At 64.9% G+C, this 23,592-nt stretch carries 24 protein-coding genes; 13 read left to right on the forward strand and 11 right to left on the reverse strand.

The window, feature by feature from the left end; translation table 11 throughout:
* Nucleotides 1–2: 2 nt before the first annotated feature.
* Entirely contained in the window at nucleotides 3–1,445 is a 1,443-nt protein-coding gene (locus ACZ1JC_RS05260; protein ID WP_465138978.1) for an aromatic ring-hydroxylating oxygenase subunit alpha, read from the reverse strand.
* Between the two features lie 150 nt (nucleotides 1,446–1,595).
* Between ACZ1JC_RS05260 and ACZ1JC_RS05265 the strand changes: the two genes are divergently transcribed.
* From ACZ1JC_RS05265 to ACZ1JC_RS05290, 6 genes are all read left to right on the forward strand, one after another.
* Nucleotides 1,596–2,375 (forward strand): SDR family NAD(P)-dependent oxidoreductase, encoded by a 780-nt coding sequence (locus ACZ1JC_RS05265; RefSeq protein WP_465138977.1) that lies wholly within the window; start codon nucleotides 1,596–1,598, stop codon nucleotides 2,373–2,375.
* Entirely contained in the window at nucleotides 2,372–3,190 is an 819-nt protein-coding gene (locus ACZ1JC_RS05270; protein ID WP_465138976.1) for a glucose 1-dehydrogenase, read from the forward strand. The genes ACZ1JC_RS05265 and ACZ1JC_RS05270 overlap by 4 nt, the downstream gene beginning before the upstream one ends.
* 226 nt (nucleotides 3,191–3,416) lie before the next feature.
* Entirely contained in the window at nucleotides 3,417–4,208 is a 792-nt protein-coding gene (locus ACZ1JC_RS05275) for an SDR family NAD(P)-dependent oxidoreductase (protein ID WP_465138975.1), read from the forward strand.
* A gap of 38 nt (nucleotides 4,209–4,246) precedes the next feature.
* Entirely contained in the window at nucleotides 4,247–5,908 is a 1,662-nt protein-coding gene (locus tag ACZ1JC_RS05280; protein ID WP_465138974.1) for an FAD-dependent oxidoreductase, read from the forward strand.
* A complete protein-coding gene (locus ACZ1JC_RS05285; protein ID WP_465138973.1) occupies nucleotides 5,905–6,414 on the forward strand; it encodes a VOC family protein in 510 nt (169 codons plus the stop codon). The genes ACZ1JC_RS05280 and ACZ1JC_RS05285 overlap by 4 nt, the downstream gene beginning before the upstream one ends.
* An 11-nt stretch (nucleotides 6,415–6,425) precedes the next feature.
* Complete coding sequence (locus tag ACZ1JC_RS05290; protein WP_465138972.1) at nucleotides 6,426–6,782, forward strand: putative quinol monooxygenase; 357 nt, start codon at nucleotides 6,426–6,428, stop codon at nucleotides 6,780–6,782.
* 195 nt (nucleotides 6,783–6,977) lie between these two features.
* Here the strand turns inward: ACZ1JC_RS05290 and ACZ1JC_RS05295 are convergent, their stop codons facing one another.
* Genes ACZ1JC_RS05295 through ACZ1JC_RS05305 form a run of 3 tightly spaced genes read right to left on the reverse strand, consistent with a single transcriptional unit; the run spans nucleotide 6,978 to nucleotide 9,264 of the window.
* The gene (locus ACZ1JC_RS05295) at nucleotides 6,978–7,397 is read right to left on the reverse strand and encodes a nuclear transport factor 2 family protein (RefSeq protein ID WP_465138971.1); all 420 of its coding nucleotides are present in this window, start codon (nucleotides 7,395–7,397) and stop codon (nucleotides 6,978–6,980) included.
* On the reverse strand, nucleotides 7,394–8,710 hold the full coding sequence (locus ACZ1JC_RS05300; protein ID WP_465138970.1) for an aromatic ring-hydroxylating oxygenase subunit alpha: 1,317 nt from the start codon (nucleotides 8,708–8,710) through the stop codon (nucleotides 7,394–7,396). Before ACZ1JC_RS05300 ends, ACZ1JC_RS05295 begins: the two co-directional genes overlap by 4 nt.
* Nucleotides 8,707–9,264, reverse strand: a complete 558-nt coding sequence (locus ACZ1JC_RS05305) for a nuclear transport factor 2 family protein (protein ID WP_465138969.1) — start codon at nucleotides 9,262–9,264, stop codon at nucleotides 8,707–8,709. The genes ACZ1JC_RS05300 and ACZ1JC_RS05305 overlap by 4 nt, the downstream gene beginning before the upstream one ends.
* A 176-nt stretch (nucleotides 9,265–9,440) precedes the next feature.
* On the opposite strand from ACZ1JC_RS05305, the gene ACZ1JC_RS05310 reads away from it, so the two are divergent.
* The 4 genes from ACZ1JC_RS05310 to ACZ1JC_RS05325 all read left to right on the forward strand — a co-directional run bounded on the left by ACZ1JC_RS05310 (nucleotide 9,441) and on the right by ACZ1JC_RS05325 (nucleotide 12,723).
* Nucleotides 9,441–10,112 (forward strand): TetR/AcrR family transcriptional regulator, encoded by a 672-nt coding sequence (locus ACZ1JC_RS05310; RefSeq protein ID WP_465138968.1) that lies wholly within the window; start codon nucleotides 9,441–9,443, stop codon nucleotides 10,110–10,112.
* 121 nt (nucleotides 10,113–10,233) lie between these two features.
* On the forward strand, nucleotides 10,234–11,577 hold the full coding sequence (locus ACZ1JC_RS05315) for an aromatic ring-hydroxylating oxygenase subunit alpha (protein WP_465138967.1): 1,344 nt from the start codon (nucleotides 10,234–10,236) through the stop codon (nucleotides 11,575–11,577).
* Nucleotides 11,577–12,263 (forward strand): SDR family oxidoreductase, encoded by a 687-nt coding sequence (locus ACZ1JC_RS05320; RefSeq protein WP_465138966.1) that lies wholly within the window; start codon nucleotides 11,577–11,579, stop codon nucleotides 12,261–12,263. The genes ACZ1JC_RS05315 and ACZ1JC_RS05320 overlap by 1 nt, the downstream gene beginning before the upstream one ends.
* A gap of 22 nt (nucleotides 12,264–12,285) precedes the next feature.
* Entirely contained in the window at nucleotides 12,286–12,723 is a 438-nt protein-coding gene (locus ACZ1JC_RS05325; protein WP_465138965.1) for a nuclear transport factor 2 family protein, read from the forward strand.
* Nucleotides 12,724–12,929: 206 nt separating this feature from the next.
* Here ACZ1JC_RS05325 and ACZ1JC_RS05330 read toward each other — a convergent pair whose 3' ends face one another.
* Genes ACZ1JC_RS05330 through ACZ1JC_RS05350 form a run of 5 tightly spaced genes read right to left on the reverse strand, consistent with a single transcriptional unit; the run spans nucleotide 12,930 to nucleotide 16,266 of the window.
* Complete coding sequence (locus tag ACZ1JC_RS05330) at nucleotides 12,930–13,778, reverse strand: DUF3658 domain-containing protein (RefSeq protein ID WP_465138964.1); 849 nt, start codon at nucleotides 13,776–13,778, stop codon at nucleotides 12,930–12,932.
* A 5-nt stretch (nucleotides 13,779–13,783) separates the two neighbouring features.
* Nucleotides 13,784–14,134, reverse strand: coding sequence for an EthD domain-containing protein (locus ACZ1JC_RS05335; RefSeq protein WP_465138963.1), 351 nt, complete (start codon nucleotides 14,132–14,134; stop codon nucleotides 13,784–13,786).
* Entirely contained in the window at nucleotides 14,131–14,925 is a 795-nt protein-coding gene (locus tag ACZ1JC_RS05340) for a sugar phosphate isomerase/epimerase family protein (protein WP_465138962.1), read from the reverse strand. The genes ACZ1JC_RS05335 and ACZ1JC_RS05340 overlap by 4 nt, the downstream gene beginning before the upstream one ends.
* A gap of 14 nt (nucleotides 14,926–14,939) precedes the next feature.
* Entirely contained in the window at nucleotides 14,940–16,118 is a 1,179-nt protein-coding gene (locus ACZ1JC_RS05345) for an aromatic ring-hydroxylating oxygenase subunit alpha (protein ID WP_465138961.1), read from the reverse strand.
* Nucleotides 16,119–16,137: 19 nt separating this feature from the next.
* A complete protein-coding gene (locus ACZ1JC_RS05350; protein ID WP_465138960.1) occupies nucleotides 16,138–16,266 on the reverse strand; it encodes a hypothetical protein in 129 nt (42 codons plus the stop codon).
* Nucleotides 16,267–16,271: 5 nt separating this feature from the next.
* On the opposite strand from ACZ1JC_RS05350, the gene ACZ1JC_RS05355 reads away from it, so the two are divergent.
* On the forward strand, nucleotides 16,272–17,894 hold the full coding sequence (locus ACZ1JC_RS05355) for an AMP-binding protein (protein ID WP_465138959.1): 1,623 nt from the start codon (nucleotides 16,272–16,274) through the stop codon (nucleotides 17,892–17,894).
* Nucleotides 17,895–18,027: 133 nt separating this feature from the next.
* On the opposite strand, the gene ACZ1JC_RS05360 is transcribed toward ACZ1JC_RS05355, so the two are convergent.
* Nucleotides 18,028–18,831 carry an SDR family oxidoreductase gene (locus ACZ1JC_RS05360; RefSeq protein WP_465140287.1) on the reverse strand — a complete coding sequence of 268 codons (804 nt, stop codon included), beginning with the start codon at nucleotides 18,829–18,831 and terminating at the stop codon, nucleotides 18,028–18,030.
* 142 nt (nucleotides 18,832–18,973) lie between these two features.
* Here ACZ1JC_RS05360 and ACZ1JC_RS05365 point away from each other — a divergent pair, with 142 nt between their 5' ends.
* Complete coding sequence (locus tag ACZ1JC_RS05365; protein WP_465138958.1) at nucleotides 18,974–19,732, forward strand: SDR family NAD(P)-dependent oxidoreductase; 759 nt, start codon at nucleotides 18,974–18,976, stop codon at nucleotides 19,730–19,732.
* A gap of 375 nt (nucleotides 19,733–20,107) precedes the next feature.
* On the opposite strand, the gene ACZ1JC_RS05370 is transcribed toward ACZ1JC_RS05365, so the two are convergent.
* Nucleotides 20,108–21,121 carry an NADP-dependent oxidoreductase gene (locus ACZ1JC_RS05370; RefSeq protein WP_465138957.1) on the reverse strand — a complete coding sequence of 338 codons (1,014 nt, stop codon included), beginning with the start codon at nucleotides 21,119–21,121 and terminating at the stop codon, nucleotides 20,108–20,110.
* A gap of 150 nt (nucleotides 21,122–21,271) precedes the next feature.
* On the opposite strand from ACZ1JC_RS05370, the gene ACZ1JC_RS05375 reads away from it, so the two are divergent.
* Entirely contained in the window at nucleotides 21,272–23,590 is a 2,319-nt protein-coding gene (locus ACZ1JC_RS05375) for a TonB-dependent receptor (protein ID WP_465138956.1), read from the forward strand.
* Nucleotides 23,591–23,592 lie beyond the last annotated feature (2 nt).

The raw sequence follows: 23,592 nt of genomic DNA on the forward strand, positions 1-23,592 counted from the left end.
GGTCAGGCCATCCCTTCGGGCGTGGTCTTGCCCAGTTCGCCGTCGATGTACTTCATCAAAGTATCCTGGAACTGGCGGATGCGGATTTCCTGATAGTTGCCCAGATTCACCTTGCCCGTCTTCGAGGCATGCAGCCCCTCCTGAACGAAGGGCAGGTTGTCCATGTCCTGTTCGAACACGTCGCCCAGAATGCCCAGCTCCGGCGCCTCGGTCCACTTCTGGTCCAGCCGCAGCATCTTCAGCGGCGCGCCGCGCGGGATCGGCTGGCCCTTGGGAATGCGCGCCAGAATGCGCACTTCCATCACGCAAGTGTCCGGCGTCTTACCTGGCAGCCAGTTGTAGACGATGTTGGGCATGTACCCGCCCCAAGGCGCGAAGTTGGGGAAGACGTTGTAAACTAGCGCGTCCAGCAGTTCCGCGTCGGTCGCCTCGGCATGGTCGTAACCAGTGCTCTCGGTATAAGCCGCACGCATCGCCGCACCCAGCGCGGCGCGGGCGGTGACGCCTTCGGGCACCCGGATCGCCATGGGATTGGCCGAAGCCTCGCCCTCGTAATTGTCTCCGGAGCGGCCGTTGTACTTGATGAACTCGTCGACGATCCACTGCTCTCCCTGACCCTGTTCGATATGCGGGCTCATCACGCCGAAGGGGACGAGGTTGACGTTCACATTGTCCCCCCAGGTCCAGTAGGCGGCGTTGGAATCGCCGGTGAACGGCAACAGTTGCGGGTGGGTGACGATGGTGTGCCAAGCCTCCATGAAAGCCTCCATCACCACTTTCCAGTTGGCCGGCACTTCCTTGGCCACGCGCATGACGCTGGCGCATTCCTCATGCCGCCAGCGCTTGAAATGGTCGGGCAGCGGGGCCAGGAATTCCTCCAGGCTGGGCCCGCCCTTCTCCTCGCGAATGAAGACGTAGCCCGCCCAGCGCCCGACTTCGGCCTCCGGCAGATCGAGGTTCTGTTCGGCCAGATGCGGAAAGTCCCACTGGCACGGCATGGAATCGAAGCTGCCGTCCTTCTTCCAGGCGAAGCCGTGGAACGGGCAGACGAACTTGTCCGCATGGCCTTCCTCCGTGCGCAGCTTGCGGCCGCGATGGAGGCAGACGTTGTGCATGGCGCGGATCGATCCATCGTCCTGCCGGCTGACCAGGTAGGACCGCCCGGCGTTCTCATAGACGATGAAGTCGCCGGGCTCCGGCAGGTCTTCCTCCCGCGCGACGAACTGCCAGACGTAGGGCCACATCCGCTCCCGCTCCAGTTTCGCGAATTCGGCGCTGGTGTAGCGGGTGGCGGGGATCGGGTCGGACCCGCGATAAGTGTAGCTCTCCTGCGTCAGGATCGCGGGGGCCGCCCGCGAATCCTGCGCCATGAGTTCGGCCCAGCTGATGCCCTCGCTGCGGTCTTCTCCCAGCGTAGAGCCCAATTCGGGGTCACGTTCGGCCATCGGTCCAAGGTCTCCCAACCTGTTTCGTTTTTCCCTGTTTGGGGCATGTCTGGACCGGTGGGAAGGCGAAGTCACCTTGCTCTAATCATAGGTTGCCCCCCGGCGAAGATCGGCCATGTTCGAAAACAACGCATAAGACGGGAGAATGCCGTGAAGCGGCTTGAAGGCAAGGTGGCGCTGGTCACCGGAGGCACGTCCGGCATCGGCGCGGGTGCGGTACGGCGGCTCTGCGCGGAAGGCGCGCGCGTTATATTCACCGGATCCAACCGCAGCGCCGCGGACGAAGTCTGCGCCGCGACCGGGGCCGAATTCGTCAGCCACAACGTGCGCGACGGCGCCGCCTGGGATGCGCTTTCCGCCCGGATCGCCGCCGACTACGGCCGGCTGGACTTCGCTTTCGCCAATGCCGGGACCGAGCACGGCGACGGCAGCGTGGAGGATATCACGCTGGAGGGCTGGGAAAACGTCATCGGCGTCAACCAGACCGGCGCGATGCTCACCGTGCAGCACGCGATGCGGCTGATGGCCAAAAACCCGGACGGCGCGGCGGGATCGATCTTGGTCAATTCCTCCATGAACGCGCATCGGGCGATGGGCAATTTCGTGGCCTATTCGGTGTCCAAGGCGGCAGTCGTCGCGCTGGTGAAATCGGCGGCGGTCCACGCGGGCAACCGCAAGTACCGCATTCGCGTGAACGCGATCCTGCCCGGCGTGGTGGAGACCGCGATGATCCGCAACCTGATCGAAACTTCCGGCGATCCGGCGGCCACGCGCGCCGCCTACGAAGGCATGTCGCCGCTGGGCCGCATGGCCCAAGTGGACGAGATCGCCGGGCTGGTGGCGTGGTTCGCATCGGACGAATCGCAGTTCGTCTCCGGCAGCGAATACGTGATCGACGGGGCAACCACGGCAGGGATGATGGGCGTATGAGCGATCTGGGTTCGCAGCGGCTGAAGGGCCGCGTGGCGCTGGTTTCGGGCGGTCTTCGCGGCATCGGGCTGGCCTGCGTGGAGCGCTTTCTGGCCGAAGGCGCGGAAGTGGTGCTGACCGATCTGGAGGCGCAGGACAGCGCGCTTGTGGGCGAGACACTCGGCCGGCTTGGTCAGGCGGCCAGCTATGTGCAGGCCAACGTCACCAGCGAGCAGGATTGGCAGGCAGTGCTGGATGCAGTCACCCAGCGGCATGGCAAGCTGCACATCCTGGTCAACAACGCGGGCATCGACCTGACCGGCCCGGTCGCCGAAACCTCTCTGGAAGGCTGGCGGCGGATCATGAGCATCAATGTCGACGGCGTGTTCCTGGGCGTGCGCACGTTCGTGCCGCTGATGGCGGCGAGTGGCGCGGAAGTGGCGGGCGGTGCCTCGATCATCAACGTCAGTTCGATCATGGGCCTTGTCGGCATGAGCGAGGTTTCCGGATACAACGCCAGCAAGGGCGCGGTGCGGCTGTTCACCAAGTCCATCGCGCTGGAATTCGCCGGCAAGCAGATGCCGATCCGCGCCAATTCGCTGCATCCCGGCTTCGTGATGACGCCGCTGCTGAAGGAAGGCTTCCAGCGCTGGGTGGACAAGGGCGTTGCGGAAAAGCCGCAGGATCTGGTGGATCTGATGTCCGGCAAGACGCCGATGGGCCGGCTGGCCGAACCGTCCGAACTCGCCAGCGCGGTGTTCTTCCTCGCTTCCAGCGACAGTTCCTACATGACCGGCGCGGAACTGGTCGTCGACGGCGGCTGGACCGCGCAGTGACGATGCGTGGCGCCCTGTTTGCTGAGGGCCCACGGTCCGGCCTGACCCTTCGACAAGCTCAGGGTGAGCGGGGTTTGCTTAATACGCCCCGTCCCATTCAGCGGGAGCAGCGCTTGCTAGATACGCCCAAGCGGACCTTGTTCGATCCCCCCATTCCCGCTCAGGCTGAGCTTGTCGAAGCCCCCGGCGCGCAGGGCGCAACCGAAGACATAGAGGAACACGCAGCATGACCGCACCTTCACCCGGCGCCCTTCCCGACACCATCGCCGTCGTCACCGGAGCCGCCGGCGGCATCGGGCGCGAGATCGTGAAGGCCATGAGGGCCGCCGGCGCCACCGTAATCGCCACCGACCTCAAGGACAGTGCCGCGATCGAAGGCGCCGACCACTATCTGAAGCACGATGTCACCAGCGATGCGGACTGGCGCGCGGTGGAAGCGTTGGTGCGGGAAAGCTACGGCCGGCTGGACGTGCTGGTGAACAACGCCGGCTTCTCGATCGTCACCAAGTTCGAGGATACGCCGCTTTCCGAATTTCACCGGATAAACGCCATCAACGTCGATTCCGCCATCATCGGCACACAGATCCTGCTCGATCTGCTGAAGGCCGGGGGCAAGGCGCGCAAAGGCGGGGCTTCGGTGATCAACTTCTCCAGCGTCGGCGGCCTGCGCGGTGCGGCGTTCAATGCGGCCTATTGCGTCAGCAAGGCGGCGATCAAGATGCTGTCCAAGTGCCTGGGCGCCGAATTCGCGGCGCTGAAGTACAACATCCGCGTCAATTCGGTGCACCCCGGCGGGATCGAGACGCCGATGCTGGCATCGATCATGGACCGCTACGTCGAACTCGGCGCCTCGCCCTCGCGCGAGGCGTCGCTGGCGGCGATGAACACCACCCACCCCATCGGCCGCCTCGGCCGGCCGGAGGAAATGGCGGGCGGCGTGGTCTTCCTTGCCAGCGAGGCATCCAGTTTCATGACCTGCGACGAACTCGTGATGGACGGAGGCTTTAGTCAGGTCTGATTTCATGAGGCCCTGAAGAGGCCATCGGGAGAGAGACAATGAGCAACAAGGCATACGATCTCGTCGTGCTCGGTTCGGGCGCGGCGGGGCTGACGGCTGCGCTGACCGCGGCCGAGCATGGCGCGAAAGTTCTCGTGGTCGAAAAAGGACAGAAGCTGGGCGGCACTTCGGCGTGGTCCGGCGGGCAGATCTGGATTCCCTGCAACCCGCACCAGCAGGCCTTCGGCAAGGAAGACAGCCGCGAAAAGGCGCTGACCTACCTCGCCTCCATGTCCAACGGGCTGATCGAGCCGCAGATGGCAGAAGCCTATATCGACGGCGGGGTGGAGATGGTGGCCTTCCTGGAAGGCCGCACGCCGGTGAAGTTCATGGTGGTGCCCGATTTCCCGGACTACCACCCCGAACAGCCCGGCGCCGCATCGCGCGGGGGGCGCACGCTGGAATGCGCGGTCTATCCCTATGGTGACCTCGGCGAATGGCGGGACCGGGTGGAGGTCTCCCCCTATTACTGGCCGCACGTCTACTTCACCGTGGGCGAAACCTCGCTGGCGCAGGCCGTGCCCGATCCGCTGGACCCTGCCGAGGCCAAGCGCCGGGCCGACAATGACGAGCGCGGGCTGGGTCACGCCCTTGTCGGCCGCCTGCTGCGCGGCTGTCTGGACCGGGACGTGGAGTTCCTGCTGGGCACCGGCGGCAAGGAACTGCGGATCGAGGACGGCATAACCAAGGGCGTGGAATTGGACGACGGCACCCTGATCGACGCGCCCAACGTCATGCTGGCAACCGGCGGCTTCGAACATAACGAGGCGTTCAAGGCCGCCTTCCTGCGCGGCCCGCTGACCTCCCCCGTCTCGATCCGCACCAATACCGGCGACGGATTGCGCATGGCGATGAAGGCCGGCGCCATGCTCTCCTCCATGCGGGAAGCGTGGTGGATGCCGGTGGTGGAGGCCCCGCTCAACGAAATGGGCCGGATGCTGTTCACCGGGGAACGGACGCTGCCCGGCACCATCATGGTCAATCGCACGGGCAAGCGCTTCACCAACGAGGCGGCGAACTACAACGCCTTCGGCGCGGCGTTCCATGTGCAGGATCTCAATTCCTGCTCCTGGGCCAATCTTCCGGCCTGGTGCCTGTTCAACCAGACGTTCTACGACAAGTGGGGCTTCCTCGACACGCAGTTGATCGGCGTGGGCGACGGCGAGCACAAGCGCGAACCCGCCGACTGGATCGCGCGCGGCGATACCCTTGCCGAACTCGCGGACAAGCTGGGCATTCCGGAAGGCGCGCTGGAGGCCACGGTCGAACGCTGGAACAAGATGGTCGACACCGGCAAGGACGCGGATTTCGGCAGGGGTGACAGCTACTACGACCTCTATTGGGGCGATCCCGACCGCAAGGGCCGCAAGGAGGCCACGCTCGGCAAGATCGAGGGCGGCCCCTACTACGCGGCCGAGGTCAAGTCCGGCGCGCTGGGCACCAAGGGCGGGCCGAAGACGGACACGCTCGGCCGCGTACTGGACGTGGACCTGAAGCCGATCGAGGGCCTCTACGCGGCAGGCAATGCCATGGGGTCGATGATGGGCATGACTTACGGCGGCGGCGGCGGCACGCTGGGGCCGGGCATGGTCTTCGGCTACCTTGCCGGCCGGCACGCGGCGCAGCGCAATGTCGGCGCGGAAAGCACGGTAGCGGCATGAGCGGCACCCTCCCCGGCGTGATCGGCATCCACCACATCGGCGTTTCGGTGCCCGATCTGGCCAAGGCGCGGCACTTCTACCTCGATATCCTGGGCGCGGTGGAGGAAGTGGAGCCGCTGCGTTGGGCGGACAATCCCTTCATCGACCAGATCGTCGGGCTGGAAGGCAGCGCGGCGGAACAGTTCTTCTGCCGGCTGGGCAATGTGCAGATCGAGTGCTTCGAATATACCGCGCCGAAGCAGAGCCAGCCGCAGGATCCGCGCCGGGGCGTCAACGAATACGGCTACACGCATATCGCCCTGCAAGTGCAGGACCTTGCCGCCGTTCACGAGCGGATCGTGGCGGCCGGGCTGCCGGTCCACGCCCCGCCCGAACTGGCGACGATCACCACCGACGCGGACGGCACCAAGCACGGCTATGCGGGCACTTATTGCCGGGATTTCTTCGGCAACGTCTTCGAAATCCTGGAAATCCACGAGACGCCGCTGATCCGGCCGATCGCCTGAAAGGACCGCCAATGCGCATCATCGTGGCCGGAACGCTCCGCTTCGCGGGCGACGACGCCCTCTGCGCCGCCATCATCCGGGGCGGCGCCGAACACATCGCCTCCAGCCGGGAGGAACACGGCTGCACGGCCTACAACTGGGCGGTCGATCCGCTCGATCCCGGCGTGATCCATGTCTACGAGGAATGGGACAGCGAGCGCGACCTGCTGGGCCACTTCGCGCATTCCTCCTACGCCGCGATGCGCGCGCATCTGGGCGAATACGAGTTGACGGGTTTTGCGGTGCAGATCTATTCGGTGGCCGGGATCGAGCCGGTTTATGACGAGGAAGGCTGGCCCCGGAAGGAGATTTTCGGGGTGACGTTGTAGGGCCTGCGCGACGACTCCCCGCCCCTTCTCGTCATCCCCGCGAAGGCGGGGATCCCGCTTGTTCTTGAGCCGTGGCGCGAAGGAAAGCGGGGCCCCCGCCTTCGCGGGGGCGACGAGGTTTTGGTTTGCGGGGCTGTGTGGAGCGTGGGGTGCCGCGTGTGCCGGTCAGCGGCTCACGGACGGCTTCGCGCCCCCTCACCCTTCCGGCGGGATCAAGAAGTCCATCGTGTAACGCGCCGCCTTCCACCCCGCCGCCGTGCGCACCACGTCGAAATAATACCGCCCGTGGACGGTGATCCCGCCGCCCGCCCGGTACTTCCCCATGCCGATCACATAAGCACGGATGGAGGCCCGGTCGCCCTCATAGGCGGTGATCGCGAAGTTCGTCAGGTAATGCGCATGGGCGGCCATCGACGCGAAGGTATTCTCAAAGAATGTCCCGATCGCGGCGCGGCCGACAAGGCTGGGAAAGCCGATGCCCGAAAGGTCGAACACCGCATCCTCCACGAAAACATCGCATATCCCGTCGATGTCATGCAGGCTGTCCACGGCGTGCGCATAGGCGACTATCAGGTCCTGGATCGCCAGCCGATCCTCGATAGGGCAAGGGATCACCCCTGCACCATGTCGTTCAGCAATTCGTGGAAGCGCTGCACGCGCTTTTCCTGACCCGGCAGGATGCAGCCCTTGAACCCGCGCGAATTGAGGCCCTGCTGCTGGCTGGTGCCGATGGACAAGTCCTGATCCGCCACGAAGCCCAGCGAGACCCCGTCGCCATAGACCGAATGCCGCGCGACGGCATCGTGGCGCAGCGGCACCGTGCCCACCGGCGTTTCCACCTCGCGCATGCCCGCGATCGGCGGATAGAGGCACCAGTGCTGGAACACGCACTTCTCGGGATCGGTGGGGTGCGGTTCGGTGCGCAGCACCTGCAGCTGTTCCGGGCTCATGGTCAGCGTCAGGTTGGGGAACAGCGTGCAGTGGAAGTAATCGACCAGTTGCTGGTCGCTCATCTGCGCATAGTTGGCAAAGCCCCGCTCCGGCCCCAGCCGCCGCTTCGCCTCGATCACCGCCGCGCGCAAGTCCCCGGTATGGCCGGCATAATCGGCCGGGTCGATGCCCCAGGCCTGGGCGATCTGGTTCAGCGGCGCAGGCACTTCGGTAGTGTGATAGTCGACGCGGGTCGTGGCCTGATGGCCTTTCATCCACATCGAGTTGTGGCCCGACGGATACATCTCGAACAGCGTATCCGGCAGCCCATCATTGATGAAGGTCGCCAGTTCCGGGTGGATGGTGGGCAGGTGGTAGCTCTCGTTGAAATTGTCGCGGATGATCTTCCAGTTGAATTCGCAGTCGGCCGAGAGGTTCAGCACGCGTACCCAGTTGTCGATGCCGTAGCCGGCCAGGCGCTCCGGGAAAGGCGCAAGCCATTCGTGCAGCGGGGCGACATCGTCGTCCATGCACCAAAACACGAAGGGGCCCCAGGTCTCGCACCGCAGTTCGGAGAGGTGGACTTTGCCGCAGGGGCTGCCGCCCTCGAAATCGTCCGGGTCCTGCACTTTGATCAAGGTGCCGTCGAGGTCATAGGTCCAGTTGTGATAACCGCAGGTGATGCGCGGCACGCTGGTGACGTCGGCCAGGATCAGCCGGTTCCCGCGATGCGGGCAGGAGTTGTAGAAGGCGCGGATGGACTCGTCCTCCTGCCGCACCATGATCACCGATTCCTTGCCGAAGTTGTGCCGGATCACGTCGCCCGGCTCCTCCAGATCGGCCAGCACGCCGCCCAGATGCCAGACTTTGGGCCAGAGGTTCTTCATCTCACCCGCCATCCACTCCTTGGAGATGTAGCGGTCGGCGGTGATCGTGTCCCCGCGCACCGGCGGATCGAATTCCTGCGAGTAGCGGGAAACCTTGCTCTGAACGTTCATGAACGTGCTCCTGTCTGGCTGGAGTCGATGTCGCTGGGATCGCTGCCGCGACGGCCGCCGCGCACGACGCCGGGGTTTGCGGCGAAGAAATCGAGTGAGCCGGGATCGTCCTTGACCCAGTCGGTCACCAGCAGGCGCGCGGTGATGCGCCATTCGCCGTTCCGGCAGGCATATTCGTCAAGATATCGCCCGGCGACGAACAGGTCCCGCACGCCGCCGCCCTCTTCGCGCACGCCGTGCCAGGCCTGGAAATAGGCCTCTCCACGCGCGGTCTCTCCCGAAACCTCGATGCGGTGCTGGCCCAGCAGGTGATGCGTCGCCTCCATGGTGCCCAGAAAGTCCTGACAGAAGGCCACGAACTCATCGGCGCTGCCCTGCATCAGCCCACAGTCCACCACGGCATCGTCGTGAAAGGCCCGGCGCTGCAGCGCGGCGTCCAGCCGGTCCAGCCCGCGCATGTAGCGGTGCGCGGCTTCGGCAATATCGCGCCGCGCGGCAAGATCGCGCACTTCGGCCGCGAGATCGAATTCCTGCGCCAGTTGCGCCTCGGTCATGGTCTGCCTTCCTCTCCGCCCCTGCACGCTTCGCGGCGTGTCTTGAGGGTCCGGCAAATCGGAAACCGACTCACCTGCCGGTTTTATGGTATGAGGCGGCGATCTTCCTCACCTGCGACTAAGGCTAGGTGGCGCTGGACGGCATTGGCAGGCAGCCTTCCCGCCAAGGAGAGGCCATGAACAGCGAGACCCTTCAGGACCGCATCCTGGGCGCCCTGGCCCCGGAAATCCACGCCGAGCCGCCGGCCAAGTGGCAGCAGCGCAAGAGCGCGCGGATGCGTGAGCGGCTGGTCTCGGCCGCGATCGACTGTCTGGTCGAGCATGGCTATCCCGGCCTTACCACCGCCGCCGTCGCCACCCGCTGCGACGTTTCGCGCGGGGCCATGCACCACCACTTCCCTTCGCGCATGGCGCTGGTGGCGGCCGTGCTGGACCACGCGGTCTATCACCGGATGCGCGCCTTTCTGGACGATTACCTGAACGCGCTGTCCCGCCGCGCCGGCGAACCGAAGATCGAACTGGCGTGCGAGGCGCACTGGCGCTCCGTGCAGACGCGCGATTATGCGGCCTGGCTGGAACTCGCGGTCGCCGCGCGCACCGATGGCGAACTGGCGGCGATCTTCGCCCCGGTCGCCCGCCGCTACGACGAAATCTGGATGAGTGAGATGATCGAGGCTTTCCCGCAGTGGCGCGACGATTGGGAGAACCTGAAACTGGCGCACGATTTCACCAGCGCCATGCACATGGGCATGCTGCTGCACCGGCCGATCTTCGGCGATGGAGACCGGATGGACCGCCTGCGCCGTTTCGCCGCGCGCACCATGCAGGATCTGAACGAGTGCAGCTGAAAGAAAACCGGCAGCGCGTCCGGCTTTCTCGCACAAGTGACAGGTGCCCCGCCCCTGCCCCGCCCCCAGACTTGCGGCAGAAGACTCGAAAAAGACAGGACAGAACGGGAGACGTACCGGCATGAACAAGCCTGCGGAGGCCATGGCGCCGCTCGACGGCCGCGATCCCGGCAACTTGCGCGGCGATCCGATCACGGGGGACCGCTACTACGCCCGCGATTTCGCGCAGAAGGAATGGGACGGGCTCTGGACCCGCATCTGGCATATCGCCGGGCGCCTGGCCGACATTCCGGAAGCCGGCGACTTCATGGTGCATGATTTCATGAAGGAATCGGTGATCGCGATCCGGCAGGAGGACGGCTCCGTCCGCGCCTTCTACAATTCCTGCGCCCATCGCGGCATGCGGCTGGTGCGCGGCATGTCCTCTGTCGACACGATTTCCTGCCCCTACCACGGCTGGCGCTATGCGCTGGATGGCGCGCTTATCCAGGTTCAGGACGAAGGCGATTTCCCGCAAGGCAGCCCCTGCGGCAAGCTCTCGCTAAAGGAGCTTCGCTGCGAAAGCTGGGGCGGTTTCGTCTGGTACACGATGGCGAAGGAGGGGCCGGGCCTCCTCGAATATCTGGCCCCCCTGCCCGACGTCTACGCGCGCTATCCGATGGACACCGCCGTCCGCGTCGCGTGGTATCGCATCGCGCTGAATGCCAACTGGAAGTTCGTGACCGACAACTTCTCCGAAAGCTACCACACCCGCACCGCACATCCGCAAGTGCCGCCGTGGATCGATCAGGACGTCGACACCGCCCGGCACGAGATGTGGCCCGCCGGGCACGGGCGCACGGTGCAGCCGATGCGCCCCTCGCTGTCCGACCGGCTGCCGGACGACCTGCCGCATCCCTACAAGCTGATCCTGCAGCACTGGGGCATCGATCCGGACGGCTATGCCTCTTACGAGGACATGGCGATGCAGGGCTGGCTGGATCTGAAGGCCGCGAAGAAGCGCGACTGGAAGGCGCGCGGCTATCTCCATTACGAACACATGGATGAGGAGGAGATTACCGACAGCCCGCACACGGTGATCTTCCCGAATGTGACGATCAGCTTCCTGCCGGACAACCTGGTGCTGTTCCGGTCCGAACCGCATCCCGAAGATCCGGAGAAATGTTTCTTCGATCTATGGTGCATGGCCTTCCCGGTGGCCGGGCAGGATGTGGTGGAATCGGTGATGGCGGGCCCCCGCCCGCTGCGTGAGGCGGCCGCCTGCGAACACCGCGATTTCGACGGGGGCCGGGGCATTCCCGAGCTGGCCGGGCAGATCGTCTACCAGGACATGGAACTGGCCGAAGGGATGCAGGCAGGCATGCATTCGCGCGGCTATACCGACGCTTACCTGCCGGCGCAGGAAACCCGCGTGCGCTTCTTCCACGAAGTGCTGAACGACTGGATCGAAGGAAGGAAGCCCTGATGGCGAACGTGGCAATCACCGGTGCGGGGCGCGGCATCGCGCTCGAACTCGTCAAGCTGCATCTGGCGAAGGGGGACCGCGTGTTCGCCCTGCTGCGCGATCCGGGGCGGGCGACGGCTTTGCGGGACATCGCTGCCGCTTCGGGCGGCCTCGTCACCCTGCACGCCATGGACGTGGCGGACGACGCCTCGGTAACGGCCGGTGCGGCGGATACCGGCGATGGCGCGATCGATTTGCTTTACAACGTCGCGGGCGTATCGGGCAGCGTGACCTCGGAACTGGAAAGCGCCGATTTCGCGGACTGGCTCGATGTCTTCAACGTCAACGTCAACGGGCCGATGCGCGTGTTCCAGGCCTTCCTGCCGCGCCTGAAGCCGGGCGCGAAAGTGGTGTGCTTCGGCAGCCAGGTCGGCGCCTCTACCTGGCCCTATCCGGGGTACGAGGCCTACTCCGCCTCCAAGGCAGCGCTGCACCGATTGGTGGTCTCGGTCGCGCTGGGCACGCAGGATCGCGGGATCATCGCGATCAGCGTCCACCCCGGCTGGGTGCAGACCGACATGGGCGGGCCGCAGGCGGACCTCACGCCGCAGGAAAGCGCGGCCGGCATCGCCGAACTTGCCGGGCGGCTGACGCCCGCGATGTCCGGCGGGTTCTACAAGTGGAACGGCGAACCCCATCCTTACTGAATAGGCAGGAGATACCCCGCGCATGGCCTTCACCGGACCGCTGGAAGACCGCATCCTGATCCGCGAACTGCTGGATAGTTACGCCCACGGGGTGATGACACGAGATGCCGAAGTCTGGGCCGCGACATGGGCGGAAGACGCCTTCTGGGCCCTGCCCGAATTCCCCGATCTGGGCGGCTACACCGGCAAGCCCGCCATCGTCGCGGCATGGGTGGAATCGATGAAGCGCTACGGCCTTTCGGGCGGGCGGCCGATGATCTACGTCGCCCATCCCGGCACGATCCGAGTGGAGGGCGATCGCGCCACGGCGGTCTCCTACACATCGGAACTGTTCGACGATCCCGCCAGCGGCAAGACCATGCGCCTGCGCGGCCGCTATGCCGACGAACTGGCGCGGATCGACGGGCAATGGCTGTTCACCCGCCGCGAATATACGACGATGGATGCGCGGGAAGATTGAAGGGGGACTAGTCCGCGCGGACAAATTCAACGTCATCTGATGGCTGGGATGGGTGGTGAGTTGCCATCACCCTACCCACCCCGCTCAGGCTGAGCTTGTCGAAGCATGGAGAACCGCAGGGCCCAGCCTAGGGGGCTTCGACAAGCTCAGCCTGAGCGGGGTTGGAAGGACGGCTTTCGGTGGGGAAGCGGACGATCGGCGTGATGTCACCGTCGAACCTTCACCTCGCATCGTGGATCGCCGAACAGTTTTAATTCGCCCTCGCTCTGTATTGTACCTTTCTCGATCAGCTCGCGAAGTCGCCAAAATAGAAACCCTGGATCGGGACTATGCCCAACGTCCCAAATGTCGCCCAGCGCATCACCGACAATGCGATGGGCCTTTAACCAATCGGCCGGACAGCGTTCGAGCAAGAATTGATCAAAATAGTCTGCCCCTTCGCTCCTGAGAATACCGCTATCTACGATACGTAGGTGCGCCCCTTCCATCATTAAAGTGTGCCATCGATCTTCTGGATAGTGTGAGGCATTCCACGCTTTGCGGGGGCAGTGATCAAGTAGCTCGGCGATCTGGTGGTCTCGTAATTGACTGAGGCGCAAAGGAGGCTCAGCGTGCCTTGTTCCCTTGAACGGGTAATCCGCGACTATCATCTGAGAGCCAGCGCCGCCAAACTGCGCCAAGAACCAGTGTAGGCCAGAAAGATCCTGCGGGCAGCGGGGGGAAATCCAAATCAAGCGTTCGGGATCGGCTGCGATTTTCTGCCTAAACTTAGACGCGCCTTCACTGAGCCAGTTGCATTCGCCAAAATCAAAGGGTGCGAACTGATCGAACCACCTCTCGCGATCAGCAAAGTCTTCGGTCTGGATTGGGCCCCAATCGAGCGTGTCGGCAAAATGAGCGATGCGATCCTCCTGGCCTCGCTCGTTCAGTATTTGCCGTAGTGTGCCTGCAGCGGAGGAAAAAAACACGTGAATCATTGAGTGAAGTTGCCGGATTACCCCCCCAATCGCAACGTCCGCAAAGTCGGCGCTCGCGGACGGCCCGAATCCGTCCAAGCGCCCTAGCCTAGAACGGAGGCCGCCTCGCTGACGCCGAACGTGCGGATCCGTTCGCGATCGAACAGCCGTTCCTCATCCTCCGCGATCATCGCCTGCGTAGCGGGATCGGCAAGCACGGCGAAGCAGGCATCGCGGGTGGCTTCGTCCGGAAAGTCGATTTCCATCACCACATCGGCGTCGCAGATCTGGTCCACGCCGTCGGTCGGCGTGAGGTAGCGCCGGACGTAGCGCGTGGCATAGCCGGCCAGCACCCGCTCGCCGATGCGGCGGTGATGGGTCTCGTAATAGATGCGAAAATCCTCGCGGCTCATGCCCTTGCGGCGCTTGAGCAAGGTGACTACGGTGACGGTCACGCCAGGGTATCCAGCCAGCCGCGCGTGGCATCCAGTACCGCCTTGGCGCGCAGCACCGGATGGGCGAAAGCCTCGCGCAGTGCGGCAGAGCGCAATTCGATGGACAGCGGCACGTCGGCCGGCAGCGCTTCCAGCAACGCCGCCAAAGGCAGCGCCCCCTCCCCGCACTGTTCGCGCAAGTCCACCGCATCGGTAATCACGGCGGCGAAATCGTCCGGATCGGGCCGCGCGGCGCGCGCATCGCAGAATTGGGCATAAGGCAGCAGCGCCGGATCGATGGCGGCGATCTCCGCCACGCGCGTGCCCGAACGATCGACATGGATCGCATCGACCAGCACGGCCGCCAGCGGATGATCGACTTGCCCGATCACCCCCAGCGCCTGCGCCAAGTTCTTCACCTCGGTAAAAATGCCGAATTCCAGCGCCACCCGCATGCCCGAACCCTCCGCATGGCGGCAGAGCGCGGCCAATTTCGCCGCCGTCGCGCCATGATCGGGGTCGGACGAGACGCAGAGCACATTCCCCGCGCCGAGGTCCGCGCCCACGTCGATCACCTTGCGATGATCGTCGAGCGCGGAATCGGGCTTGATCCACACCACTTCCACATCGAGCACCGGAATTCCGGTGCGCGCCAGTGCCGCGCGGGTATCGCGGCTATGCTGCGCGGTCCATTCCGCCGGGTCGATCCAGAGGCCGACCGCGTCGAACCCCGTCGCCGCGCCGGCCTCCACCACGTCCACCGCGCCGAATTCGGGCAGCACGCCCGAAGCCAGCGAAAGCTTGCGCGCCATCCGTCCCGTCCGCCTTACATTTGCGGTTCGGGCAGCGAGGCGTCGTCCTGCAGATACCAGTTCAGCCATTCGTGGAAGTACTGGTTGCCCCTTTCGTTGCGACCGAAGGTAAGCTCGTCATGCGCCCCTGATTCGAGGCCTTTCTGGATCTCCAGCCCGATGACGTAATCCTCCTGATAGGTCACGTCGCGGAAGAAGTTCATCGCCGCTTCCACCCCCTCGCGGTCCGCCTCGTCCCGCACGGGATCGCGGCGGAGGTAGTTCAGCACGGTGCGGTTGCGGTCGGGCGTGGGCCCCGGGAAAAGCTGGGCGACCTGGGTGATTTCGGGCGCGATGAAGATCGATACGTTGGGGAAGAAGATGCGCACGAAATCGTAGCCATAGTTCTCCTTGTTGCCCCATTCCTCGCGCGGCACGTCCTTCAGCTGCTCGGCAATCGAGTGCTGGGGGAATCCGATGCGGATGTTCGGGCCGAAGCCTTCGTAATGCGTGCAGTTGGACGGCGTGCGCGGGAAGATCGTTTCCGGATGGAGCGACTGGAAGTGATAACCCTCCAGATAACCGTCGAAGGCGATCTTCCAGTTCGCACCCTCGATCGTGCGGTTGCCCAGATAAGTCCAGTTCGCGAAGTCCAGCGCCTCGAAATCCTCAAGATAGCCGCGGAAATGATTGTCGAGGTCCATCGGCGCATTGGGCGTCAGGCAGACGAAGATCATGCCCGCGCGTTCCTCGCACGGAAGCTGGCGCAGGCCCATCTCGGCTTTGTCCACCTGCCCGAAGGTGCTCGCCTCCGAAATGCCCAGCAGGCGGCCGTCCGCCGCGTAAGTCCAGGCGTGGTACTTGCAGGTGAAGCGCGCGCAATTGCCATGCCCTTCGGCCGCGACCGGCGCGCCGCGATGCGAACAGACGTTCAGGAACGCGCGGACCTTCCCTTCCTTGTCGCGCGTGATCAGCACCGGCAGGCCCACGGCCTCCATCGCCTTGTAATCGCCGGGATTCGGCATTTCCGCAGTGAAGGCCAGCATCAGCGGCACGCGCTTGAACACCAACTCCATCTCGGCCTTGTACTGGTCCTTGTCGGTATAGCTTGCGGTGGGGACCTTGAATGTCCGGTCCGTCTGGAAAGTCTTCTTGTTCTCGACGTAATCGAGCATGATCTCGGCAACGTCGCCAATGTGCTTTACGCGGTCCACTCGGTCCTCTCCCGCATCGTTATCGCCGGTGATCCTGTGCCCGTGCGCGGATGGCGGCAACCTGCGCAAGGTGATAGGTCTTGCGAATGTCCATCCTCAGGCTTGGCACTTTGGCCAGTTGGCCGCGCGCTTCGGCAAGGGCAGTCATCGGCGATGATGGAGAGGAATGACAGCCCCTGGGCGTGGCTGAAAACGCCGCCGCCGCACCTGGCCGCCTATGCCGAAACCGGCGTGTGGGACGAACGCACGATCGCCCAGCAGGCACAGGCGCTGGCCGAGGCGGCCCCCGATTTCGTGGCGCTGATCGACGGCGAAGTCACCGTGACCCGCGCCGAGGCGCTGGCCGATGCGGAGGCGCTTTCGGCCGCGCTCCACACGCGCGGGCTGCGGCCCGGCGATGTGCTGGCCTTTCAGGTGCCCAACTGGCGCGAGGCGATGGTCATCAATCTGGCCGCCGCGATGTCCGGGCTGGTCGTCAATCCCATCGTGCCGATCTACCGCGACCGGGAAGTGGCGCAAATGCTGGCCGATTGCCGCGCCGCCGCGCTGTTCGTGCCCGCCACGTTCCGCAAGTTCGACTATGCCGCCATGGCCGCGCGGATCGGGGCCGACCTGCCGGACTTGCGGCATGTCTTCACTGTGCGTGGAGAGGGCGACGACGACTACGCTGCACTCGTCGCGGAAGGGCGCGGCCTTGCTTTCGCCCGGCCCGCCGTCGATCCGCTGGGCGTGAAGATGGTGCTCTACACCTCGGGCACGACAGGCAGGCCCAAGGGCGTGCTGCACAGCCACGTTTCCATCGCGCGCATCCTGCGGGAAAGCGCCGCGCATTGGGGCCTTGCGCCCGGGGAGGCGACGCTGATGCCCTCCCCCGTCACCCACGTTTCGGGTTATGCCAATGGGCTGGAGGCGCCCTTCGTCTGCGGCACGCGTACCGTGCTGATGGAAAGCTGGAACGCGGCCGAGGCGCTGGCCCTGATCGACCGGCATGCGCTGGTCGGCACGGTCGCCGCCACGCCCTTTCTGGTGGAGCTGGCAGCGGCAGCGCGCGCGGCGGGCAATCCGCTGCCCACGTTCCGGTTCTTCGCCTGCGGCGGTGCGGCTGTGCCCGCTGACCTGATCCCCGCCGCCAATGCCGCCTTCGCCCAGTGCCGTGCCTTCCGCGTCTTCGGCGCATCCGAAGTGCCGCTGGTGACGTTCGGCTGGCCGCGTGACGAGGCGCTTGCCGCCGTCACCGACGGCAAAGTGGTCGATTACGAAGTGCGAATCGTCGACGGCGAGGACCGCGACTTGCCCGATGGCCGGGAAGGCGAAATCCTCGCACGCGGGCCGGGCATGTTGCTGGGCTATGCCGACGCGGAGCAGACGCGGGAGGCGATCACGGCGGATGGTTTCTTCCGTACCGGAGATCTGGGCACGCGCTCAGCCGAGGGGGCGATCACGGTGACCGGCCGCAAGAAGGACCTGATCATCCGGGGCGGCGAAAACATCTCCGCCAAGGAGATTGAGGACGTGCTTCACGGCCATCCGCTGGTGCGCGAGGCCGCCGTGGTCGCCATGCCCCATGCGCGCCTGGGCGAAGGCGTCTGCGCCTATGTGATCGCGATTGGGGCGGTATCGGGCGAAGACCTGGCCGCCCATGTCGCCGCGAGCGGGCTGGCCAGGCAGAAGATTCCGGAGCGGTTCGAGTTCCGCGAGGATTTCCCCCGCACCGCCTCGGGCAAAGTCCGGAAGGATTTGTTGCGCGAGGATGTGCGGGCTTTGCTGGTTCCGTGAGGATCAGGGAAAGACGTCCAAAACAATAACGTCATCCCAGCGAAAGCTGGGACCGCTGTCCATGAACAGCCCACCTTTCGGCAGGGCGTCAATACCCCGCCCGCGTACCTAAAGACTTGCCAGCGATCCCGGATCAAGTCCGGGATGACGAAGCTATGGCCGCATCGATCTCGCTCTTCATCGGATTGCGCCGCAGGGTCAGGCCGCCGTTCACTTGCAGGTTCTCGCCGGTCATGAAGCATTCGTCGCTGGCCAGCCAGACGGCGGCGGCGGCGATATCGTCGGAGGTGCCGATGCGGCCCAGCGGATAGCCGGCCAGAAACGCATCGAACAGCCCGGGAACCTGCTTGGCATCCGCCGTCATCGGCGTATCGGTCAGCCCCGGAGAGATTGAGTTCGCCCGCACGCCTTCGCGCCCGAACTCGTTGGCGACGCAGCGGATCACGTGGTCCGTCCCCGCCTTGGTGCCCATGTAGGCGGCGTGATCGTCCAGCATGATCGTCGCCGTGGCCGAACTGATCTGGATGATCGAGCCACCCTGCCCGCCCCGGCTGCGCGCCATGCGCCGCAGCATCGACTGGAAGAAGTGGAACGGCCCGACGTACTGCAGCATCGTCATCGCCATCACATCTTCGTGCGTGGTGTCGAGGAACGGCTTCAGCAGCCCCCAGCCGGTGGCGTTGAGGGCAATGTCGATGCCGCCCAGTTTCGCCACGCCCGCCTCGGCCAGCGCCTCCACGCTCCCTTCGTCGGTGAGGTCGCACGGGGCCCATTCGCAGCCATTTTGCGCGGCAAAGTCGGCCAGAACCGCCTCCTTGCGCCCCGATACCAGCACGCGCGCGCCTTCGGCCAGAAAGCGCCGGGCGATGTGCTGGCCCATGTTGTCCACGCTGCTCGCGCCCAGAATCACGGCGCGCTTGCCTTGCAGTCGTCCCATCATCGTCTCCCGTCTCTATCAGCGGGGGCGTACCACGCCGATGGATGCGCCGTTCCTGACCAAAATAGGAGTGGCCCCCGCGCCTTGGAGCGGCGACAACCGACGCAGAAAACAACGCGCGAAGGCAGAGGAACAGGCAGCCATGGATCTTGGACTGAAGGGCAAGAAAGTCATTCTCACCGGCGGCAGCCGCGGCATCGGCCGCGCCGCGCTGGAGATCTTCGCCGCCGAAGGCTGCGACATCGCGTTCTTCTCGCGCAATGCCGAGCAAGTGGTCGAAACGGTGGAGTCGCTGGCGCGCCACGGCGGCATCGTGATCGGTGAGGCGTTCGACATGCTGGACCACGGCGCTTACGTCGAATGGCTGAAATCCGCCGCCGACCGGCTGGGCGGCTGCGACGTGTTCGTCCCCGGCGCCAGCGCCTCCGGCTCCGGCGCGACCGGCGACTGGGAGGCGTGTTTCGCCGCCGACATCAAAGGCACCGTGCTCGGCTGCGAGACTTTGCTGCCGTATCTGGAGAAGTCCGGCTCCGGCGCGGTCGTGATCATGGCCTCCACCGCCGGCACCGAGACTTTCATCGTGCCGCAGGCCTTCAACGCCATGAAGGCGGCGCTGATCGCCTATTCGGGCCAGCTCAGCCAGATGGTCGGCCCGCAGGGCATCCGCGTGAACTGCGTTTCGCCCGGCCCGATCAAGTTCCCCGGCGGCAACTGGGAAGCGATCGGCGCGGCCATGCCCGAACTCTATCAGGCGACCGAGGCCGCCTTCGCGCTCGGCCGCTGGGGCGGGCCGGAAGAAGTGGCCCGCACCATCGTGTTCCTGGCCAGCGCCGCCTCTTCCTACACCACCGGCACAAACGTCGTGGTGGACGGCGGCTATACCAAGCGCGTGCAGTTCTGACGTTTACCCTCCGGCATGGAGCTGGCGGCGGGCCTTGGGTCCGCCGCCTTTTTTTTTGCGTGGTGCGGGGGTGCGGGGGCCTTCGACAAGCTCAGGCTGAGCGGGTTGAAAGAGGCGTGCGCGCCCTTCGACAAGCTCAGGCTGAGCGGGTTGAAAGAGGCGTGCGCGAGGGGGGCGGGAAAGGGTGGATGAGGGCGTGGCGAGAGCATGAACGAGGCCCCCCAGCACCCCACCTCGTCATCCCCGCGAAGGCGGGGATCCCGCTTTTCTTGCGGCATGCGAAAGGTTGCAGAAGGAAGCGGGGCCCCCGCCTGCGCGGGGGCGACGATGGTGTTTGTAATTTGATGTTGGCGTGGGCACGCGCCCAACAGGCACTTACACGATCTTCAACACCAGCTTCCCCGTATTCGCCCCCGAAAACAGCCGCATGAACGCGGCATAGGCGTTCTCCAGCCCCTCCTGCACATCTTCGTCGGCACGCAACCGCCCCTCGGCCAGCCACTTTGCCATCTGCGCGCCGCCCTCGGCAAAGCGATGGGCGTAATCGGCGATCAGGAAGCCATGCACCGTCGCGCGCCGCGTCAGAATTTGCCAGAGACTCCGCAAACCCTGCTTTTCCGCCGAATTGTATTCGCTGATCAGCCCGCAGAGCACGATCCGCGCATGGAGCGCCAGGTTGAACACTTCCGCCTCCAGCACCGGTCCGCCGACGTTTTCAAAGACGATGTTCGCGCCGTCCGGCGCCGCCTCGGCAATCGCGGCGACCAGCGCGGCGTGGTCCTTGCCCTTGTAATCGATGGCGGCGTCGAAGCCGTAATCCTCGATCAGGCGGCGGCATTTTTCCGCACCGCCCGCGATGCCGACCACGCGGCACCCCGCGATCTTGCCAAGCTGGCCTACCGCCGATCCCACCGCACCCGCCGCGCCGGAAACCAGCAAGGTTTCCCCCTCACGCGGCTGCGCCACTTCCAGCAGGCCGAAATAGGCCGTCAGCCCCACCGCCCCCAGTGCGGAGAGATAGTTGGAGGGCGAAGGTACCGCTGCAATGTCGATCGGCATGGTGAACCCGCCCGGCATCGCCACCGAGTAATCCTCCAGCGCGTTCAGCCCCATCACCCATTGCCCCGGCGCGAAGTCCGGATTGTTCGACGCGTGGACGACGCCCACCGTCGTCGCGCGGACCGGATCGCCCAGCGGTATCGGCGGCATGTAGCTTGCCACGTCATCCATCCACCCGCGCTGCGCGGGATCGAGCGAGGCGTAATGGTTGCGCACGACGATGCCGCCGGGCGGCGGGACGGGCACGGCCTGCTCCACGAGTGCGAAATCGTCCGGCACGGGTTCGCCCTGTGGTCTGCGGGCCAGCAGGAAACGACGGTTCACGGGCATGGCGTGGTTCTCCTCTCGATTGTCCGCTGCCTCGCCATTCCAGTCCCAGTGTGCACCTGTGCAAATTGTCAGGTCGGGTCGCAGCGAATTCGTAGCATAGTGAAAGAGTAAAAACGGCTACACGAATAGTCGGGGAGAGGGAGAAAACCAATGGCATCCGCACGTCGTCGCGGAGCGTTGCTTGTCGCACTTTCGACAAGCGCGCTCTCATGCATCGCGTCTCCAGCCTATGCGCAGAGCGAGGCAGCAGCCCCGCCCGAAGCCCCTGCCGCGCCGGAGTCTCCGGCCGCGACTCCCCAACATGCCACGGTCGATACGACCGAGATCATCGTCACCGCGCGGCGGCGTTCCGAAACGCTGCAGTCGACCCCGGTCGCGATCACCGCCGTCAACGCTGCGATGCTGGAAAACCGGGCCGCGGTGAACATCGGCGATCTTCAGGGCGCTGCGCCGGGCCTCCTGATCACCCAGCAGAATTCCGGCGCACAGGCGGCCAACATCTCCATTCGCGGCCTGACCTATGCCGATATCGAAAAGTCCCAGACGCCCACCGTTGGCGTGGTGGTGGACGGGGTGACGATCGGCACCAGCACCGGGCAACTTCAGGACGCGTTCGACATCGCCCAGATCGAAGTGCTGCGCGGCCCGCAAGGCACGCTGTTCGGCGCCAACACCATCGGCGGCGTGATCAACATCACCCGCAGCAAACCGACGATGGAACCCGGCATGAAGGCCGAGTTCACGTATGGCCGCTGGAACACCTGGTCCGCCAAGGCCATTGCCAACTATGGCGACGGGGAGACCTGGGGCGTGAAGGCCTGGTACTTCCACAACCAGACCGACGGGTTCTACCACAACGTCACCCGCGACACGAGCGACGGCTGGAGCAAGGGGGACAACTACGGCGCCAGCCTGCTGTTCGAACCCAGCGGATCGGGCTTCGACGCGCAGCTTACCGTTGCCAATGTCGTTCAATCGTTCAATCCGGTGGTCAGCAACCTGACCAACAGCACCGAAGTGTTCTGCCAGTACGAACCGGCCAATCAGTGCAACCGCAATACCACGACCGACCTCTACACCACCTTCGGAGACGCCGCGAAGAGCACCTATCGGGCCCCTGAAGCCACCTTGCAGATGAATTACGACCTTGGCGGCGTGAAACTCTCTTCGATCACCGGCTGGCGGCACAGCAAGGAAAAGCAGACGCAGGACTTCGATGGATCGTCCACCGATCTCTACTATGTCGACCGGCGCCAGCATTATACCCAGTGGAGCCAGGAACTGCGCGCCGCCGGCAACCTGTTTACCGGGCTCGACTATGTGGTCGGCGGATACTACTTCCATTCCAGCTACGACCTGATCCAGTGGACGCGCCTGTTCGGCTTCGATTCCTCGATCCCGCCGACGACGTTCGACAAGAACCCACAGAGCGTGGAGGGCAAGACCACCAGCTATGCGTTCTTTGGAGACTTCAACTGGGCCTTTGCCGACAAATGGCGCCTCTCTTTCGGTGGACGCTGGTCGCATGACAACAAGAAGCTGACCAACAGCTTCGCCGAAACCGGCTTGATCGGATCGGGCGATGCCAACTTCTCGAAATTCACGCCGAAGGTGGGCATCGACTATCGCCCCAATTCCGATGTGATGCTCTACGCCAGCTGGTCACGCGGGTACCGTTCGGGCGGGTTCAGCCCCCGCGCGGCAACGGCGGATACCGCCAGCACGCCGTTCCAGCCGGAAACCGTGGACGCTTATGAAATCGGCGCGAAGATTTCCGCTTTCGATCGCCGCGTGCAGATCGATCTGGCCGGATATGTCTCCGATTACAAGAACATGCAGCAAAACCTGACGGTGCCCGGCGGTCCCACCGGCAACCAGACGATCACTGGCAACGTGCCCGGCGGCGCGCTGATCAAGGGCATCGAGATGGACGGCACCTTCCGCGTGACGCCGGACTTCACGATCACCACCTCCGCCGCCTTCATGAAATCGCACTTCCGCAATTTCGTGACCGACGGGGCCTATGGCACATTGATCGTACCGTTCGACTATTCGGCGAACCGGCTGATCTACGCCCCGAAGTTCACCGCATCGATCAACGGCGACTACACGATCCCCACCAGCTTCGGCAAAGTGGTGGCCACGGCCGGATGGCGGCACATCAGCCCCTATGACGAGCAGATCTCGCAGGCCTCGCTCACGCCCGTGCTCGATGCCGACGGCAACGTGACCAGCGTGATCGTCAACGGCAACGATCCGCGCGTGCGCACCACCACGCAAGATCTGGTCGACGCCAGCCTGACCTTCAATTTCGATATCGGCGACAAGGAAGCCTATTTGCGCGTGTTCGGCCGCAATCTTCTGAACGAGAAGACGACCACCCACGCCTTCACCGTCGCCGGCTTGTGGTCGTTCGGCATGGCGCTGGAACCGCGGACGTATGGCGCGACCATCGGATTCAAGTTCTAGTC

Source organism: Sphingomonas sp. BL-S-28 (assembly GCF_055521515.1).

Coding starts and splice junctions, on each gene's coding strand:
- ACZ1JC_RS05375 (WP_465138956.1), top strand. CDS start 21,272: ATGGCATCCGCACGTCGTCGCGGAGCGTTGCTTGTCGCACTTTCGACA.
- ACZ1JC_RS05285 (WP_465138973.1), top strand. CDS start 5,905: ATGAGCGGCACCCTCCCCGGCGTGATCGGCATCCACCACATCGGCGTT.
- ACZ1JC_RS05320 (WP_465138966.1), top strand. CDS start 11,577: ATGGCGAACGTGGCAATCACCGGTGCGGGGCGCGGCATCGCGCTCGAA.
- ACZ1JC_RS05340 (WP_465138962.1), bottom strand. CDS start 14,925: ATGGCGCGCAAGCTTTCGCTGGCTTCGGGCGTGCTGCCCGAATTCGGC.
- ACZ1JC_RS05280 (WP_465138974.1), top strand. CDS start 4,247: ATGAGCAACAAGGCATACGATCTCGTCGTGCTCGGTTCGGGCGCGGCG.
- ACZ1JC_RS05310 (WP_465138968.1), top strand. CDS start 9,441: ATGAACAGCGAGACCCTTCAGGACCGCATCCTGGGCGCCCTGGCCCCG.
- ACZ1JC_RS05300 (WP_465138970.1), bottom strand. CDS start 8,710: ATGAACGTTCAGAGCAAGGTTTCCCGCTACTCGCAGGAATTCGATCCG.
- ACZ1JC_RS05325 (WP_465138965.1), top strand. CDS start 12,286: ATGGCCTTCACCGGACCGCTGGAAGACCGCATCCTGATCCGCGAACTG.
- ACZ1JC_RS05260 (WP_465138978.1), bottom strand. CDS start 1,445: ATGGCCGAACGTGACCCCGAATTGGGCTCTACGCTGGGAGAAGACCGC.
- ACZ1JC_RS05305 (WP_465138969.1), bottom strand. CDS start 9,264: ATGACCGAGGCGCAACTGGCGCAGGAATTCGATCTCGCGGCCGAAGTG.
- ACZ1JC_RS05370 (WP_465138957.1), bottom strand. CDS start 21,121: ATGCCCGTGAACCGTCGTTTCCTGCTGGCCCGCAGACCACAGGGCGAA.
- ACZ1JC_RS05360 (WP_465140287.1), bottom strand. CDS start 18,831: ATGGGACGACTGCAAGGCAAGCGCGCCGTGATTCTGGGCGCGAGCAGC.
- ACZ1JC_RS05315 (WP_465138967.1), top strand. CDS start 10,234: ATGAACAAGCCTGCGGAGGCCATGGCGCCGCTCGACGGCCGCGATCCC.
- ACZ1JC_RS05275 (WP_465138975.1), top strand. CDS start 3,417: ATGACCGCACCTTCACCCGGCGCCCTTCCCGACACCATCGCCGTCGTC.
- ACZ1JC_RS05270 (WP_465138976.1), top strand. CDS start 2,372: ATGAGCGATCTGGGTTCGCAGCGGCTGAAGGGCCGCGTGGCGCTGGTT.
- ACZ1JC_RS05365 (WP_465138958.1), top strand. CDS start 18,974: ATGGATCTTGGACTGAAGGGCAAGAAAGTCATTCTCACCGGCGGCAGC.
- ACZ1JC_RS05290 (WP_465138972.1), top strand. CDS start 6,426: ATGCGCATCATCGTGGCCGGAACGCTCCGCTTCGCGGGCGACGACGCC.
- ACZ1JC_RS05350 (WP_465138960.1), bottom strand. CDS start 16,266: ATGACTGCCCTTGCCGAAGCGCGCGGCCAACTGGCCAAAGTGCCAAGC.
- ACZ1JC_RS05355 (WP_465138959.1), top strand. CDS start 16,272: ATGATGGAGAGGAATGACAGCCCCTGGGCGTGGCTGAAAACGCCGCCG.